At 35.2% G+C, this 16,357-nt stretch carries 15 protein-coding genes; 9 read left to right on the top strand and 6 right to left on the bottom strand.

Annotation, left to right across the window (positions count from 1 at the left end; translation table 11 throughout):
- The first annotated feature begins 64 nt into the window (after window positions 1-64).
- Genes KFE94_04145 through KFE94_04130 form a run of 4 tightly spaced genes read left to right on the top strand, consistent with a single transcriptional unit; the run spans window position 65 to window position 4,154 of the window.
- Complete coding sequence (locus KFE94_04145) at window positions 65-1,096, top strand: glycosyltransferase family 2 protein (GenBank protein ID UTW67313.1); 1,032 nt, start codon at window positions 65-67, stop codon at window positions 1,094-1,096.
- A gap of 10 nt (window positions 1,097-1,106) precedes the next feature.
- On the top strand, window positions 1,107-2,300 hold the full coding sequence (locus KFE94_04140; GenBank protein UTW67312.1) for an O-antigen ligase family protein: 1,194 nt from the start codon (window positions 1,107-1,109) through the stop codon (window positions 2,298-2,300).
- Between the two features lie 46 nt (window positions 2,301-2,346).
- Complete coding sequence (locus tag KFE94_04135) at window positions 2,347-3,564, top strand: DegT/DnrJ/EryC1/StrS aminotransferase family protein (GenBank protein UTW67311.1); 1,218 nt, start codon at window positions 2,347-2,349, stop codon at window positions 3,562-3,564.
- Window positions 3,565-3,566: 2 nt separating this feature from the next.
- Window positions 3,567-4,154, top strand: coding sequence for a sugar transferase (locus tag KFE94_04130; GenBank protein ID UTW67310.1), 588 nt, complete (start codon window positions 3,567-3,569; stop codon window positions 4,152-4,154).
- Between the two features lie 16 nt (window positions 4,155-4,170).
- Here KFE94_04130 and KFE94_04125 read toward each other — a convergent pair whose 3' ends face one another.
- Complete coding sequence (locus KFE94_04125; protein UTW67309.1) at window positions 4,171-5,037, bottom strand: transglutaminase family protein; 867 nt, start codon at window positions 5,035-5,037, stop codon at window positions 4,171-4,173.
- Between the two features lie 80 nt (window positions 5,038-5,117).
- Window positions 5,118-5,990 carry a nucleoside phosphorylase gene (locus KFE94_04120; GenBank protein UTW68209.1) on the bottom strand — a complete coding sequence of 291 codons (873 nt, stop codon included), beginning with the start codon at window positions 5,988-5,990 and terminating at the stop codon, window positions 5,118-5,120.
- A gap of 136 nt (window positions 5,991-6,126) precedes the next feature.
- Between KFE94_04120 and KFE94_04115 the strand changes: the two genes are divergently transcribed.
- Both KFE94_04115 and rdgB read left to right on the top strand, forming a co-directional pair.
- Window positions 6,127-7,134 (top strand): Gfo/Idh/MocA family oxidoreductase, encoded by a 1,008-nt coding sequence (locus tag KFE94_04115; GenBank protein ID UTW67308.1) that lies wholly within the window; start codon window positions 6,127-6,129, stop codon window positions 7,132-7,134.
- Window positions 7,135-7,343: 209 nt separating this feature from the next.
- Window positions 7,344-7,913: an RdgB/HAM1 family non-canonical purine NTP pyrophosphatase gene (rdgB, locus tag KFE94_04110; protein UTW67307.1), complete on the top strand. Its 570-nt coding sequence runs from the start codon at window positions 7,344-7,346 to the stop codon at window positions 7,911-7,913.
- Window positions 7,914-7,919: 6 nt separating this feature from the next.
- Here rdgB and KFE94_04105 read toward each other — a convergent pair whose 3' ends face one another.
- Window positions 7,920-8,900, bottom strand: a complete 981-nt coding sequence (locus KFE94_04105) for a D-alanine--D-alanine ligase (protein ID UTW67306.1) — start codon at window positions 8,898-8,900, stop codon at window positions 7,920-7,922.
- Between the two features lie 240 nt (window positions 8,901-9,140).
- Here KFE94_04105 and KFE94_04100 point away from each other — a divergent pair, with 240 nt between their 5' ends.
- The 3 genes from KFE94_04100 to KFE94_04090 are packed head-to-tail and all read left to right on the top strand — an operon-like array spanning window position 9,141 to window position 13,206.
- Complete coding sequence (locus tag KFE94_04100; GenBank protein ID UTW67305.1) at window positions 9,141-9,980, top strand: PASTA domain-containing protein; 840 nt, start codon at window positions 9,141-9,143, stop codon at window positions 9,978-9,980.
- Window positions 9,967-12,165 carry a T9SS type A sorting domain-containing protein gene (locus KFE94_04095; protein ID UTW67304.1) on the top strand — a complete coding sequence of 733 codons (2,199 nt, stop codon included), beginning with the start codon at window positions 9,967-9,969 and terminating at the stop codon, window positions 12,163-12,165. Before KFE94_04100 ends, KFE94_04095 begins: the two co-directional genes overlap by 14 nt.
- Before the next feature lie 27 nt (window positions 12,166-12,192).
- The gene (locus KFE94_04090) at window positions 12,193-13,206 is read left to right on the top strand and encodes an RluA family pseudouridine synthase (protein ID UTW68208.1); all 1,014 of its coding nucleotides are present in this window, start codon (window positions 12,193-12,195) and stop codon (window positions 13,204-13,206) included.
- Here the strand turns inward: KFE94_04090 and KFE94_04085 are convergent.
- The 3 genes from KFE94_04085 to KFE94_04075 all read right to left on the bottom strand — a co-directional run bounded on the left by KFE94_04085 (window position 13,203) and on the right by KFE94_04075 (window position 16,339).
- Window positions 13,203-14,144 carry a HAMP domain-containing histidine kinase gene (locus KFE94_04085; protein UTW67303.1) on the bottom strand — a complete coding sequence of 314 codons (942 nt, stop codon included), beginning with the start codon at window positions 14,142-14,144 and terminating at the stop codon, window positions 13,203-13,205. The genes KFE94_04090 and KFE94_04085 overlap by 4 nt on opposite strands.
- A 93-nt stretch (window positions 14,145-14,237) precedes the next feature.
- Window positions 14,238-15,287: an AMP-binding protein gene (locus KFE94_04080; GenBank protein ID UTW67302.1), complete on the bottom strand. Its 1,050-nt coding sequence runs from the start codon at window positions 15,285-15,287 to the stop codon at window positions 14,238-14,240.
- A complete protein-coding gene (locus KFE94_04075; protein UTW67301.1) occupies window positions 15,287-16,339 on the bottom strand; it encodes an o-succinylbenzoate synthase in 1,053 nt (350 codons plus the stop codon). Before KFE94_04075 ends, KFE94_04080 begins: the two co-directional genes overlap by 1 nt.
- Window positions 16,340-16,357: the final 18 nt, after the last annotated feature.

Raw genomic sequence — 16,357 nt, 5'->3', positions numbered from 1 at the left:
AAAATTATAATCCTTAAGTGCATTTATTGATTTGTTTGATAATCTTTGTCGTTATTCAATTTAAATGGCAACGAGCGTTTCGATTATTATTCCTACTAGAAATGAAGAGGGTTTTATTATAAATACCTTGGATTCTATAATGAAACAAGATTACCCTCTAGATTCATTAGAGATTGTTATTGCCGATGGTGAGAGTGACGATAGAACAAAGGAATTAATAAAGGAATATATCTTAAATCATTCGAATGTTAAATTGATTAATAACCCTGAGCGTGTAGTGCCATATGCGCTAAATTATGCATTGAAGATAGCGAAGGGTGATGTAATCATAAGGTTGGATGCCCATTCTAAATATCCTTCAAATTATGTTTCTAGATTAGTCGAAGAATTAGAACGATTGGGAGCGGATAATGTTGGAGGTGTATGGAAAACAACTCCGGCTAATGATGGAGCTGTAGCTACTGCAATTGCATTGGCAACATCTCATCCATTAGGAATTGGAGACGCCAATTATAGATTAGAGAATGATGAGATTAAATCTGTAGATACCGTTCCATTTGGTTGTTTTCCGAGATCAGTTTTTGATAAGATCGGTTTATTTGATACAGACCTAATCCGAAATCAGGATGATGAGTTTAATGGTAGGATCATAAAAAATGGAGGAAAGATATATTTGATTCCAGATGTTGAGATTGTTTATTATGCCAGAGCTACCGTGTCAACAATGATGAAGATGTTTTACCAGTATGGATTATTTAAACCTTTGGTGAACTCGAAATTAGGGGATCCAGCAACAGTAAGGCAATTTGTGCCTCCAATATTCGTAATGTTTTTGATGAGTGTGTTAATACTTCCATTCTTGCCTGTTCTTTTTACAGGTTTGTGGGCAGGGTTACTTGCATTCTATGTTTTGCTGACCTTTTTAGTGAGTATAAAGGTGGCTACGCAAAATAAGCGATTGATATTGGCTGTAGTCATGCCTATGATTTTTCCGTTGATTCATCTCAGTTATGGATGGGGATATTTAAAGGGCTTTGTTCAATTGTATTTCTTTAACGTTAAACCTGGTGGTGTGAATTTTTCAACTTCCAGATAAAAAGAATGAAGTGACCAGTTTATTTCGAGATATATCGTTGGAAAAACTCAATCTTTATGTATTACATGTTTTGGTTTTTTTGATTTCATTTCAGGAAAGACTTATACCAGTAACTTTAGTGATATTTCTGGTGTTGAATTTATTCTCAGTTCCGTTTTCTGAAAGACAAAGACTATTCAAGAAAAGAAAACTCTATATTTTTTCTTTTACGTTGTTCTATGTGGTGACTTTGATGGGAATGCTTTATACCATAGATATTCCTGAAGGGTTATTTGATTTGGAGGTAAAGATGTCCATGCTATTCGTTCCGTTGCTTTTCCTGACTTCAAATATTATTAATAGGTTCTCTGTGTACGGATTGCTCAAAACATTTATATGGGGAGTTACATTGTCATTGGTGATACAGTTCATTATAGCAGGATTTAATTTTACTGATACTGGCAATCCGGACGTCTTTTTCTACACATTACTATCGTTATTCCATCATCCATCTTATTTTTCGATGTATGTGAATTTTGCTATTGCTAGTTTATTAGTTTTAATCTTCCATTCAAGAAATAGACCGCAGTTTAGGCATTTTGCTCTCCTTGGCTTTTTAATGATTGGTGTTTATCAGCTTTCATCCCGTACAGGTATGTTAACTCTGGTGTTGCTTTTGTTATATGCGTTTGTGTATATATTCTTTCCGGAGTTAAAATGGAAAAAAATGTTGTATTCGTTATTTGCAACCCTATTGCTTCTTATGGCAGTTATCTATCCAATTACGAAATATACCAATTCATTCCGAAAAGTAGATGTGGTGAGTTCAAAGTCAAGTTCAGGAGTAAGGATGTCTATGTGGAAATCTTCAATTCCTTTAATAAAGGAAAACTTATTGTTAGGAGTAGGGACTGGTGATGTAAATTGGGAGTTAAGGAAAAGGTTTTCCCAGGATAGACTCGTTAGAGCTGTGAGAGATAATCTAAATGCGCATAATCAATTCATTCAGACTCAAGTGGGTTTAGGGCTATTGGGAACTTTTGCTTTGTTAATTTCGTTATTTATACCGCTGTGGTTTTCGGTAAAAAAAGGGAAACTGTTTTTTCCACTTTTTTTATTGATTCTATTGATCAATTTTTTAACTGAATCGGTCTTGAATACACAGGCTGGGGTTGTTTACTATGCGGTGATGAACTCTATTGTGTTCTTTACTTATGAGAATTAAATAAGCCCTTTAATTTGTTTACTTTTGCGTTTTATTTAAAAAGAATATGATTCCATTTTCTCCACCAAGAATTGATGAAAAAATTATCCTTGAAGTAGTAGATGCTTTACGCTCGGGATGGATCACGACAGGTCCAAAAACCAAATTATTTGAAAAGCGAATAACGGAGTTTACCGGGGCAAATGCTACGGTATGCTTGAATAGTGGTACTGCAGGAATGGAACTCATGTTAAGTTGGTTTGGTGTCGGGCCAGGTGATGAGGTGATTATTCCGGCATATACGTATACGGCCACAGCTAATGCTGTGATTCATAGTGGAGCAACACCTGTGATGTGCGATGTAAAACGTGACGATTTTAATATGGATGTGTCTAAAGTTGGAGCGTTAATTACTGAGAAAACCAAAGTGATTATTCCTGTGGATATAGGGGGATGGCCGTGTGATTATGATGAATTACATGAGGTGATCAAACAAGATAAAATCAGATCAAAATTCACGCCCAATACTGAGGTTCAGGAACTATTGGGAAGAATTATGATTTTGGCTGATGGAGCGCATTCTATAGGTTCCATCTATAAGGGTAAAAACTCGGGGACTTGTGCTGATGCTACAGCATTTTCTTTCCATGCTGTAAAGAACCTTACCACAGCAGAAGGTGGCGCTATTTCTTTAATGTTGCCAAAGAGATTTGATCCTCAAAGGATGTATAACGATTTGAATGTAAAATCTCTTCATGGACAAACCAAAGATGCTTTTGCAAAGGTTCAGAAGGGAGGATGGAGATATGATGTGGTTGAAGCTGGGTATAAATACAATATGACCGATATTTTAGCTTCTATAGGCCTGGTGGAGTTGGAGAGATATAAAGATGATACTTTGGTTAAACGTAAACACATCTTTGAAAAATACAACCAACTTCTGTCCAAATATGAATGGGCATGGACGCCTACATATTTGGATAATGAGAAAGAATCAAACTGTCATTTATACTTGCTTAGAATAAAAGATATTACGGAACAACAAAGAAACTTAATCATTTTTGAGATTTCAAATCTGGATGTTTCTGTAAATGTACATTATCAACCATTGCCAATGCTTTCATTCTATAAGCATAGAGGATACAAAATGCTGGATTATCCTGTGGCATTTGAGAATTACACTCAAGAAATTAGTTTGCCTATTTTTTATGATTTGACTGACGAACAAATTGAATTTGTGGTTAAAGCTTTAGTTAAATCAGTGAAAAAAGTCTTGAAGCGATAATCGTGATAAAGCGACTTTTTGATATTGTCTCTTCGCTAACCGTGTTATTGTTACTATTTCCGGTTACACTAATGATTTCTATTTTAATTGTAATAGATTCTAAAGGAGGAATCTTTTATATGCAAAAAAGAGTGGGAAAGGACGGGAAGGAATTCGGTTTGTATAAATTCAGAACAATGCGTCCGGATTCAGATAAAGTGAAAATTACGGTTGGAGATCGAGACCCAAGAGTAACCAACATAGGATATTATTTGAGGAAATATAAATTAGATGAATTACCTCAGTTAATTAATATTTTAGTGGGTGAAATGAGCGTGATTGGCCCAAGACCTGAGGTGAAGCAGTATGTTGATTTATATACTACTGAGCAACTAAAAGTATTATCAGTTAAACCTGGGCTTTCTGATTTGGCAACTTTAGAATACGTAAATGAAAGTGAAATATTAGCTCAATCTGACAACCCGGAAGAGACATATATTCATGAAATAATGCCTGATAAATTGGCTTTGAATTTAAAATATATAGAGAATCAAAGCTTTTTATTGGATATGAAAATCATATTTAAAACGCTACTTAGGATTATTCGTTAACCAAGCGGTTCTATGTTTATTTTAGGAGGTTGGATAATCGTTTGATTTCCTCCGCTTTTTGAATGTCTTCAGATTTTGTATAAGCGTATATTAAATTATTGAGCATACGTTTGAGAATAACCTTACTATCACAAGGTTTGAAATATTCATCTTTTTCTTTGACGTTTATTTTCTCCAAAAAAGAACTCAATTCCGAAGGGCCAAATACATCACCATTTGAAAATGGATTGATATAAAATAGAACAGGGGAATCTTCTATTGGATTTGTTAAACGATAAGGATCTAAATATGCAACAACAAAATGTCTGGGAAGATTTACTCCATAAATTGGTAAGTCCAATTGGCGTCCAATTAGAATGTATAAAATAGACAGAGATAACGGGTTGCCTTTTTTTGAATCCAAAACATCTTTTAGAAAAGAGTTTTGATTGTCGTGAAAACCTGCCACATTTCCAGAAAAACCATGAACCTCAAAAATAAAATGATTGATAAGTTTTATTTTTTCCAGAGCTGTTAAATAATCATTGATTTCCAGCCAGATTTCTTGTGTGTACTTTGTGATTTGATCATTGATATAATCAATAGATAATGTAGGGTACTTATAGTTAGAAACTAAAGTAACACCATCAAGTAGATCAGGTTTGTCACTATGCCACCACTGAACGAGATTGTCTTCTAAAGATCCGTATTGAATTTCATGGATCAGGTTCTCGATTCTATGCTGAAATAAATTTCCAAGACGATTTTTTTCCCAATGAGATTCTAAATTAGGAATTACATCAGAACCAAATGATTTGAGTTCTTCTTTGATGTGTCCATAGATATCTTCATCAGGATCATCTAAAAGTCGAATTAACGCATTTATTTCTTTTGGTGTACGCACGCAGTTTAATGAATTTGCTTACGCCAAATCTATTCTGATTTTAGAGGGTTTTAAATGCATTTTTAAATTAGTTTTAACAATCATATTGTTAAGTTGTTCAAAACATGGGTGATAAGCTCGTTAATTGTCTGATCATGTTTTTTGCTAAACTGTTTGTTTTTTCGATTTGCTATTATAGCACAAACAGTACAGGCATGGTGTCCAAGCGCTTTAGATAGACCATATAGAGCTGAAGTTTCCATTTCAAAATTGGTGATTTTTAGACCTTCATGAGAAAATGATGAGAGAAGTTCCGGAAACTCATCCATTTGAGGTTGAAGCCTTAAAATTCTTCCCTGAGGCGCATAGAAACCTGATGCTGTTGCTGTCATTCCTTTGTAAACACCATGATCTAGTTTTGATATTAACTCCGGACTTGCGCTTACCACATATGGACGTGCCAAATTCTCGTTCCATTTAGTATGTTCGCAAAAAGAATCTGAAATCTCTTTTTCATTTACATTTAGTTTATCCGAATAAAAATGTAAAAGACCATCAAAGCCCATTGCTTTTTCACTCAGTAAAAAAGAATCTACGGGTATATCTCCTTGTAAAGCACCAGAGGTTCCAATTCTTACAATATTTAAAGACCGTTTATCTTCTTTAACTGTTTTAGTGGCCAGGTCAATATTAACTGCAGCATCCAATTCATTGATTACAATGTCAATATTGTCGGTTCCTATACCCGTTGAAATAACCGTAAACCTGTTGTTTTTATAGATCCCGGTATGGGTTACGAACTCACGATTTGATATTTTGTATTCTATGTGATCGAAAAATGAGGATACTAAACGAACTCTTCCAGGGTCACCTACAACAATGACGTTATCCGCAATATGTTCTGGTTTTAACTGAAGATGATAAACGCTTCCATCTGCGTTTAATATGAGTTCTGAATCCGGTATTCTTTCCATCGCTATAAAGTCTACAAATTGAATCCGCAAAGATGTTTATTTTTTTGATGTAAGGAATGTCTTCTTAAGACTACTAAAAAATTACTTTTGGTGTCGATATAATATGATGCACTGCGCATCATTAGAAAAATCATGTATGAAGAAAAATTTTGCAATCATTGGTTGTGGGCATATTGCAAATCGTCATGTAAAACATATTCAGGCACATCATTTAGGGAATGTTGTTGGAGTTTTTGATATTGACTCTGAAAAGATGAAGCTTTTTTGTGAAAAGTATAATATCACCGGGTATGGTGACTTTGAAAGCTTAATAAATGATGATCGTGTGGATGTGGTTAACATTTGTACACCGAATGGGACACATGCAGAGCTAGCTATAAAATCTATAAATGCAGGTAAACATACCGTTGTTGAAAAACCGATGTCAATCTCAGTGTCTACGGCTAGAGAAATGCAGGAGGCAGCAAGAAATAGTGGTGTAAAACTATTCATCGTAAAGCAAAACAGATATAACCCTCCGGTAAAGACGGTAAAGGAGCTTATGTTGGAAGGAAAATTAAACCAACCTTTTATGGTAAGTGTGAACTGCTTTTGGAATCGAAACGAATCATATTATAATCAGTCATATTGGAGGGGAACAAAAGAATTAGATGGAGGTACATTATATACTCAATTTAGCCATTTTGTTGATATACTTTATTATTTGTTTGGAGAAATAGAAGATGTTAAAGGAACTGTCGATAATATGACTCATAATGATTTGATAGAATTTGAAGATTCGGGTTCTTTTATTTTTAAATTCAAAAATGGAGGGATCGGTAATTTAAATTTCACAACTTCTTCATATGAACAAAATATGGAAGGATCAATTTCTATTTTTTCTGACAATGCCACAATCAAGATTGGAGGGAAATATTTGAATACGATTGACTATCAGATTACCAATGGATTTGATATTGTGGATATTCCGACTTCTTCATCTGCCAATAATTATGGCTTTTATGAAGGGTCAATGTCTAATCATGATAAAGTTATTGATAATGTTATTGAAACATTAAACGGCCGTCAGGAGATAATGACGAATAGTGAGGAAGGTGTAAAAGTTATTGAAATGATCGCACAATTTTATGATGCGGCTAAATAATGTAAAATTAATATAAGTAGACCCAACCTAAAGTTGTAATTCCCGTAATTTGCTGTATTGGGGGCAAAGCCTTGGATAATTGTTCATAGCATAGGTAATTGTCCAGGGACCCAAGATTGTTACAATTTTAGAGGTGTTCTCTAAAGAAACTAGAGCCGTATTTTTGTTTTATACGGCTCTTTTTTATGCATCTTATTTAGTTTTGAGATATGGATTTGGTTTTTGCAACGAATAACGAACACAAACTTTTAGAGATTAAAGAATCTGTTCGAAATTATGAGGTTAAAGGATTAAGGGAATATGGTATCGATGAAGATATTCCTGAAACCGGAACTACACTTAAAGAAAATGCACGGATAAAGGCTCGATTTATATATGATAAGTATGGGGTAGATTGTTTTGCAGATGATACCGGATTAGAAGTGTCGTCTCTTGACGGAGCTCCTGGAGTATATTCTGCAAGATATGCCGGTCCTGCTTGTGATTACGATGATAACAATGAAAAGCTACTGAGAGAATTAAATAATGTTGAGGATCGATCTGCTCAATTTAGAACAGTAATCTGTTTAATTATTAAAGGGAAAGAGCATTATTTTGAAGGAATATGTTCCGGTGAAATCTTAAAAGCGTATCAAGGGGAAAATGGTTTTGGGTACGACCCATTATTTCGTCCAAAAGGATTTGAACAGTCATTTGCGCAAATGTCCACAACGTCAAAAAATGAGATTAGTCACAGAGGATTGGCTGTGCAGAAATTGTTACAGTTTTTAAATAAATAATTAGGATTATTTATTAAGAAAATGATCAATCCATGCTTCAAAGAAATCCGGTAGTGTATAGCCCATTGCACTGGCTTGTTGAGGGATTATGCTTTCGGCTGATAGACCAGGAATTGTATTAGCTTCAATCATATAAGGTGTGTCATCTTGAATGATAAAGTCAATTCTAGCTACGCCATCCAGATTTAATAATTGGAAAATATGCTTTGCTGCGCTTTGTACTTTTTCGGTGAGATGAGAAGGTAAATCCGCTGGTGTGATTTCTTGGGATGCACCGTTATATTTCGCATCAAAATCAAAGAAATCATGTTCGGTAATGATTTCTGTAATAGGCATGGCAGTAAGTGTATTATTGAAATTATTTACACCACATGTTACTTCTCTACCCTGGATAAATGATTCGACCAAAACCTGATTGTCGTAGGTAAAAGCGTCTTCTATTGCATTTGGTAAATCAGAAGCGCTATGTACCTTGCTTACACCATAACTTGAGCCAGATTGATTTGGTTTTACAAAGCATGGAAGGCCTAATGAATCAATGATGCTGCTGGTATCGAACTTCACATTTTTAAAAAGTTGAACTGATTTAGCTACCTTAACCTGATGCGTTTTTAAATAATCGTTACAGACACCTTTATTAAAACTTAAAGCGGAGGCCAATAGATTTGACGAAGCATAGTTGATTCCTAAAACATCAAAGTACCCTTGTAGTTTTCCGTCTTCTCCCGGAGTTCCATGAATAGCTATGAAAACAAGGTCGAATTTGATTTTGTTTCCGTTAAGTGTTAGGCTAAAGTCATTTTTATCAATCTCATGTGTAGATTCATTTTTTTGATAAGTCCAGTTTTCGTTTTTAATGTGAATTAGGAAAGTATTAAATCTGGATTTAATATTTTCTTCAACGATAGAAGCACTTTTGATAGAAACAGAGGCTTCCGATGAATTTCCACCGGCTAAAATGGCAATATTTTTAAGAGACGAATTCATATACTTGTCGATTAACATTAACGAAGTTATTTATATAAGGAACTGTGAAATCTATGTTTTATGTTTTTTTACCAATAGGTTATTGTTTGAAAGTCTATAAAAACAGATGTCTAAAAAAACCGATTTAATTGTTTTTCAAATAGAAATAAGTGAATTGCATTTGTTGAATCAGAGCTCATTCATAGCATAAAAATTATATTTGCGGATTACCATATTTGTACAGTTTTTTAAAGTTGTAAATTGAAGAAATTATTGTCGTTTTTTATTTCAAGAGCATTTTGGATCAATATCCTGGTTATGCTATTGATTGTGGCTGCCGGTATTTATGCGGTGTCATTATTTTTAGATTCATACACTAAACATGATGAATTTGTTGAAGTTCCGGATTTTGAGGGATTTCATTATTCTGAAATTGATGAATATATTTCAGATAAAAATCTCAGGTTTGAGATTGTAGACTCTCTGTTTAATCCAAACAAAGAAGGGGGAATTGTATTAGAGCAGATTCCTGGAAAAGGAGAATTGGTAAAGCCGAATCGAAAGATTTACATCACAATAAATTCTGTTACTCCACCCAGTGTGATTTTGCCGGAGTTACATGATATTACCGTACGACAAGTGGTCAGTAAAATAGAGACCTATGGTTTAAAAATAGACTCATTAATCTACCGCCCGGCAGAATGTGATAATTGTGTGATCGGGGTTTTATTTGAAGGTAAAGAAGTATCTTCTGGAACCAGAATTGAAAAAGGAAAATCGATTTCTTTGATTATTGGAGAAGGTATAGGAATGGAAAAAGTGAATATTCCATATTTATATAGAATGTCGTTGGCGGAAGTCAGAGAGGTGTTAAACTCAAAAGGTTTAAATGTGGGGTTTTATGAATATGATACAACTGTAGTTAATAAAGATGATTCGGCAAATGCATTCGTGTATAGACAAATCCCCGTTTATGATACGGTGAGTAAGGTGAGACAAGGTCGTGCTTTCGATTTATTTTTGACATTAGATAGTAATAAAATTGAGGGAATTGAGTTAATGGTTCCAGATACCAATTTACAACCGGATGAGGACATTTAATTACTTAATTGCCATACTTATAAATTTTGTTGTACTAACTGGTTATACCCAGGAGGGAACAGCACCATTATGGGGAAATGAAAGTTTACAGTGGGAGTCAAAAAAGTTGTTTTTAAGTAGATCTGCTGAAGCTGGAGAAACGTATACCTATCAATTTTTATTGGATACAAATCACTTACCAATTGTAGATGATTTTTCAAGGAATTACTTTAAGTCCTATTCTTTTGATACGTTAAATACTGTTACGGATACGTTGGTGTGGCAAAATTTTCTGGTGAATGGAGTGTATCAGGAAGAATTAAAAGCCATGTTTGATACTTCATATCATTATACACCTAATGGAAGTGGAGGATATGATTCGGTGGCTACTCCACCGGTTTATGTAAGTATTCTTTCTAAGGTAGATTATCAAATGGTTGTGGATACAGATACCGTTTGGGTGCGACAGGATACTTTGATTGTTGGAAATACAGTAATTACAAATCATTTAGCAGATAGAACATATTTAAACTACAGCGATACAGTGGTGATTGTTCCAGACGAAGGTTATTCGGTTTGGAGAAATAACAATGCATTGCATAATTACACCTATGGAGATAATCCAGTGACATTAGGAGTAGCCACATTTGATGGACTGGATTCAACGGGTGTACCTTATGACCCAAGCATGAATCCAAATTCATATCAAATTGCAGATATTTTAGAATCAAAACCTATCTATTTAAAAACGAGACCTAATGGAGGGAGTGATTATAATAGCTTACAGGATACAGGGATATATTTAAGTTTCTTTTATCAGCCGCAAGGTTTGGGTGATGCTCCGGAAGCAAATGATTCTTTGGCTTTAGAGTTTTATTCTCCATACACAGATAAATGGACACATAAATGGAGTGCAGCCGGTGGACCTGTACATGAATTTAAAAGTGTAATGGTGCACGTGATAGATCCTCAGTATTTTGCAGATGGTTTTAAATTTAGATTCTTGAACTATGCGTCAGTATCTGGAAACTTTGATCATTGGAATATCGATTATGTAAGATTGGATGAAAAAAGAACGGTTAATGATACAACGATGGACGATGTAGGAATATTAGACCCGGGACAGTCGTTGATTGAAGATTATTCTCAGATGCCTTGGTCACATTATAAGGCAAGTACAGGGAATTTGATGAAGACAGAACAAAATATCCGGTTTAGAAATAATCATAGTGTTAGTAAGTTCGCGTCATCTAGTTTTACGGCATATGATCATGGAACGCAGATTTTTGACGGTTCGGTTGAGATTACACCAATTTTGAATTCTTTTGCTATCGGTGATAATTCAAGTACGGTTAACGGAACTTACCCTAAAACAAGTTCGGACACGGTATATTCGTATAATGTTGAATATCATATTAATTCAACTCCTGATGATAATAGAGATAATGATACGGCCTTCTTTCACCAGCAATTTGGTACACAATACGCTTATGATGATGGTTCTGCCGAAAGTGCATATTTTGTTACTTCTGCAGGGGCACAGATAGCCGTTGAATATAAATTAGCGGTTGCGGATACTTTAAGAGCAGTCAACATTTATTTTCCGAGGTCATTTGAAAGTATAATTGATCGGGCGTACAGAATAATGGTTTGGAAAAGTCTGGACCCTGAAGAAATTCTTTTGGAAAGCTACTTATATTTTCCGCAATATTCTGGAGGAAGAGATTTAGTTCAAGGAGTGGTTTTGGAAGAGCCTTTGGCGGTAGAAGGAACCATTTACGTTGGAATTAAACAATTAGATAAGCGTGTGTTTATTGGTTTGGATAAAAATAATAATAATCAGTCTAAAAACTTCTTTAAGGTTGGTGGACAATGGCAGAATTCGAGTTACGAAGGATCATTATTTATTCGCCCGGAATTTGGAACTACCAACCCATGGCCTGTTTCCGTAAAGGATGTGGAAGAGGAAAAGTTGGAATTTACGGTATATCCAAACCCTTCGTCTTCGACAGTTAGTGTCGATTTACCGTACGGAAATTATCGTGTAAATTTAAGATCGATTTTAGGTACGGTTGTAAAGCAAGCTGAAGCCAGTGATATGTTAACTTTAAATGTATCTGACGTATCAGCTGGAATGTATTTGGTAGAAATTGAAGATTTAGATACCGGCAAAAAAGGCATCAAAAAACTTTTAATACAACATTAATTGGATTCACATTTGGAGGAGGAGCATATGGATGGGATGGAATATTCTGAGCAATATTCCATTGAAGTTGATCCAGGACAGGGGCATATCAGAATTGATAAGTTTTTGGGAGATAAAATAGCGGGCATTTCGAGGACTAAAGTTCAAAATGGTCTGAAGAAAGGAAATATTAAAGTGAATGGAGAGCCAGTGAAGTCTAACTACAAAGTGCATCCCGGAGATGTAATTGATTTGGTTTTTCCTAGAGAAAGAGACACATCTGATCTTGTTGCAGAAGATATTCCACTTCAGATTTTGTATGAAGATGATGAGGTATTGGTGTTGGACAAGCCTGCTGGAATGGTTGTTCATCCAGGACAAGGGAATGTTACAGGTACTTTGGTGAATGCTTTGTTGCATCATGTGAGTCATTTAGCAGAAGGTTCAAATGGTTCAGATAGACCGGGAATTGTACATCGTTTAGATAAACTGACTACCGGAGTAATGATTGTGGGAAAAACAGAAGAAGCTTTAACACATCTATCCAAACAGTTTTTTGATCGAGAAATAGAAAGAAAATATATTGCTTTGGTTTGGGGAGATCCGGGAGAAGAGGGAAGAATAGAAGGCCATATTGGGCGAAGTCTGAAGAATAGAAAGTTGATGGCTGTATTTCCGGACGGAGAGTTTGGCAAACCTGCGGCAACTAATTTTAGAAAAATAGAAGATCTTGGGTATGTCTCTGTAGTAGAATGTCAATTAGAGACTGGAAGAACACACCAGATTCGTGCGCATATGCGTCATTTGGGACATCCGCTATTTGGGGATTTAGATTACGAAGGAACCCGAATTTGGAAAGGTACTGTGTTTACCAAGTATAAGCAGTTTGTAAATAATTGTTTTAATGTATTGCCAAGACAAGCTTTGCATGCAAAGAGTTTAGGTTTTATACATCCCAATACAGGAGAGAAAATGTATTTCGAATCCGAGCTACCTGAGGACATGCAGGAAGTTATTGAGAGATGGCGCAACTATATCTCCAATCGGGAGGATTTGGTTTAGTTGTTATTTTTGGGAAATGAAATAGTCACAGTAGTACCTTGATCCAAAGAACTATTAATATTTAGGTTGCCATTTTGTTGTTTTAGATAATACATGCAGGTTTTAATCCCTAATCCAGTTCCAGGTTCTTTAGCTGTCCCGGAAGTAGAAAACCATTCTTCGGAGTTTAATATTTTATCAATTCCGTTTTGAGAGATTCCCACTCCGTTATCCTGTATTATGGTTTGAACTTCATTGTCACTCTCTGTAACATCAATTGATATATTGCCATATTCAGGAGTGAATTTGATCGCGTTATGTAGAATATTTCGGACAATAAAGGCATAGCTTTCTTGATCTGCATAAATCTGTGTTTCCAAATTCGAAGCTGTTAGTGTGATATTCTTGTATGAAATAATATCCGCTAAAAGAGTTTTTATTGGGTGAATGGTATCACTACAGTAGAAATATGTCGGATACAAGGATTCTTGTTCTATTTGTTTTCTGGACCAATCTAACATGCTATCCAGAAAGATGAGCAAATTTTCAGTTCGATCAGATAATGATTTCAAGTGTGCTTTACTTTCTTCTATACTAATGCTATCCGAATTGATCGTATTCAATAAAGATTTTAATGTAGCGATTGGACTTCGAACGTCATGAGCAACAACGGTAAATATTTTTTTATTAATGTAATCCAGGCGTTCTAATTCTTTAACTTGTCTTTCGATCTTCTTTTGGTTATTAAAGGCGATAAAAGAAAGTGGGTATGTGATGATCAGCGGTATGGCAGTAGAAATGGCCAGCCCTGCAAGGAAATTGGGACTGTGGTAAAAAATATTGATGACAAGATATATCCCAACAGAAGAAAGTGTTGCAACTACTGTAGCGCCTAATGGATTCATTACACGCTGGGTATGGCGGCTGAATTTAGCTTTAAGGTTAGTGGTAAAAGACATAAAATTTAGCGTTAGTTTGTTATTTGTGTGGGCTTCAAATATGAGAAAAAAGAAAAGGCTATAACAGAGTGAAAAACTGATAATTATCAGTTTTTAGCTTGAAATATGTAACCTTTTCATAGTTGCCGATCGGTTGAGCTTACCATTTGGGGTATATTGGAATTGAGGGATGTAGAAAACTTCTTTAGGTATTTCGAGTTTATTCAGTTGGGTTTTCACGGACTTTAATAATGATGTCGTATCCAATGATGAACTCTCAATGATAAGGACTACTTTATGTCCCCATTTTTCATCAGGAAGACTGCTGATAAAGTAAGGAGCATCAATAAGAGATTCGATTTTGGCTTCAATTTTTTCAGGAAACAATTTAACGCCACCAGAATTAATGACATGATCAAAGCGACCTTTCCAAATAAAAGACGTAGGAGAGGTGATGTCTACAATGTCATTGGTAGTTAAAGTAGATGTTGTGATTTTGGGAGCGTTAATAACCAAACAGTCACGATCATCTTGTGAAATCGAAATATTTGGCAAAGTATGATAAGCTAAATCGTTGGTCAGATCAATTTTTCTTAAAGCAATATGACTAACAGTTTCGGTCATCCCATACGTAGCGTAAATCTTAGAGGTAGATGAGGTTTTAGATTTAAGTTCAAACTCTAACTTTTGAGAAATTGGGGCGCCTCCAATAATAAGTTTTTTGATAGAAGAAATGTGATCAAATGAGGCTTCTACCTGAGATGGAGTCATAGCGCAGAAGTCATATTTCCCAATGATATGAATGCTGTTTTGAGGAGCAACATAATCCATTTGAAGGCCAAGAGTAATGGCTCTAACCAGCATCATTTTTCCGGCAATATATTTTGATGGTAGGCAAAGCAAGGCTTTGGAGCTATCTTGTAAACCAAGAAATTTCCCAGTCATTAAAGCGCTATTAATCATCGACTGTTTGGTGCGTTTAATCTTTTTAGGTTGTCCAGTTGATCCTGAAGTTTGAATTTCAATTTCTGTTGAATCTGAAAACCATTCAATCAAAAAGTGAAAAATATCTTTTTCCCAATCGGGAATTGAAGCCCCGATTTTTTCGCGACATCTTTCAATGTCATATGGTGTACCGTTTAATATGATAGTATTGGGTATCATCAAAAATTAAAAATTGAAATGTCCCAGCTCATATTAGGATCATTAACCAGCGCTCCATTTTGGATGTCTAGTGGAGCATCAATGTTATTTGTAAATAGTTTTCCAGTCCCGAGACCTTGAGGCATACATGTTTCTTTGGTAGAAACCCATTGTGCAATGGCATTCAGTCCAATATTTGACTCTAAAGCAGAGGTGGCCCACCAGCCAATACTATTTTTTTCTGCAATAGAGATCCATTCTTCAGAAGAAGCAATTCCCCCAATTAAACTTGGTTTTAAAATGATATATTGAGGTTGGATAAATTGAAGCATTTGTATCTTATCTCCCGCGTCAATGATTCCAATAAGTTCTTCATCCAGAGCAATTGGAATAGGGCTTTGAACACATAAAGCCGCCATTTCTTTCCATTGTTTAGGTGCAATAGGTTGCTCAATAGAATGAATATCATATTTGGAAAGTTGTTCTAGTTTAGTTAGTGCATCTTCATATGAAAAAGCACCATTGGCATCCACTCGAATTTCAATTTGATCAGCGCTAAAATTTTCTCGTATGGATTTTAGTAACTGAATTTCTGATTCAAAGTCAATAGCTCCGATTTTGATCTTTATGCAGTTAAAACCAGAGTCTAGTTTTTCTTGAATCTGATGATGCATAAATTCGGTATCGCCCATCCATATGAGGCCGTTAATATAAATCGTTTTTTTACCAGTGGAAAAATCACCAGGATAAGGCGAAAACGGACTTTCGTAAGCCAAATCATTTAGGGCGGTTTCTAATGCAAATTGTATTGCAGGCCATTCCTTATATTCGGATATACCAGGAATATCTCCATTGTTAATTCGATGAACAAGTTGAATCAACTTGTCCTCGATCTCAGGTTTGTCGTCAATGCTTAATTTAGGAATTATACTACACTCGCCAATTCCAATGCTATTTGTAAGCGTATGCGTTAAAACCAGAAACCAGGTTGGTTTTGTATTTAGAATACCTCTGGAAGTTCCAGCTGGAGCTTTAAAAATTAGAGGATGAGAAATAAGTTTTGCTGTAATCATTATCTCAAATGTATAGCA

Source organism: bacterium SCSIO 12643 (assembly GCA_024398135.1).
Classification (GTDB): domain Bacteria; phylum Bacteroidota; class Bacteroidia; order Flavobacteriales_G; family Salibacteraceae; genus CAJXZP01.
This window is presented reverse-complemented; position numbering and strand designations above follow the sequence as displayed.

What these genes read in the sequence shown, in the direction of transcription:
- KFE94_04090 (UTW68208.1), top strand. Translation starts at nt 12,193, where the DNA reads ATGGATGGGATGGAATATTCTGAGCAATATTCCATTGAAGTTGATCCA.
- KFE94_04075 (UTW67301.1), bottom strand. Translation starts at nt 16,339, where the DNA reads ATGATTACAGCAAAACTTATTTCTCATCCTCTAATTTTTAAAGCTCCA.
- KFE94_04145 (UTW67313.1), top strand. Translation starts at nt 65, where the DNA reads ATGGCAACGAGCGTTTCGATTATTATTCCTACTAGAAATGAAGAGGGT.
- KFE94_04135 (UTW67311.1), top strand. Translation starts at nt 2,347, where the DNA reads ATGATTCCATTTTCTCCACCAAGAATTGATGAAAAAATTATCCTTGAA.
- KFE94_04120 (UTW68209.1), bottom strand. Translation starts at nt 5,990, where the DNA reads ATGGAAAGAATACCGGATTCAGAACTCATATTAAACGCAGATGGAAGC.
- KFE94_04085 (UTW67303.1), bottom strand. Translation starts at nt 14,144, where the DNA reads ATGTCTTTTACCACTAACCTTAAAGCTAAATTCAGCCGCCATACCCAG.
- KFE94_04095 (UTW67304.1), top strand. Translation starts at nt 9,967, where the DNA reads ATGAGGACATTTAATTACTTAATTGCCATACTTATAAATTTTGTTGTA.
- KFE94_04080 (UTW67302.1), bottom strand. Translation starts at nt 15,287, where the DNA reads ATGATACCCAATACTATCATATTAAACGGTACACCATATGACATTGAA.
- KFE94_04105 (UTW67306.1), bottom strand. Translation starts at nt 8,900, where the DNA reads ATGAATTCGTCTCTTAAAAATATTGCCATTTTAGCCGGTGGAAATTCA.
- rdgB (UTW67307.1), top strand. Translation starts at nt 7,344, where the DNA reads ATGGATTTGGTTTTTGCAACGAATAACGAACACAAACTTTTAGAGATT.
- KFE94_04115 (UTW67308.1), top strand. Translation starts at nt 6,127, where the DNA reads ATGAAGAAAAATTTTGCAATCATTGGTTGTGGGCATATTGCAAATCGT.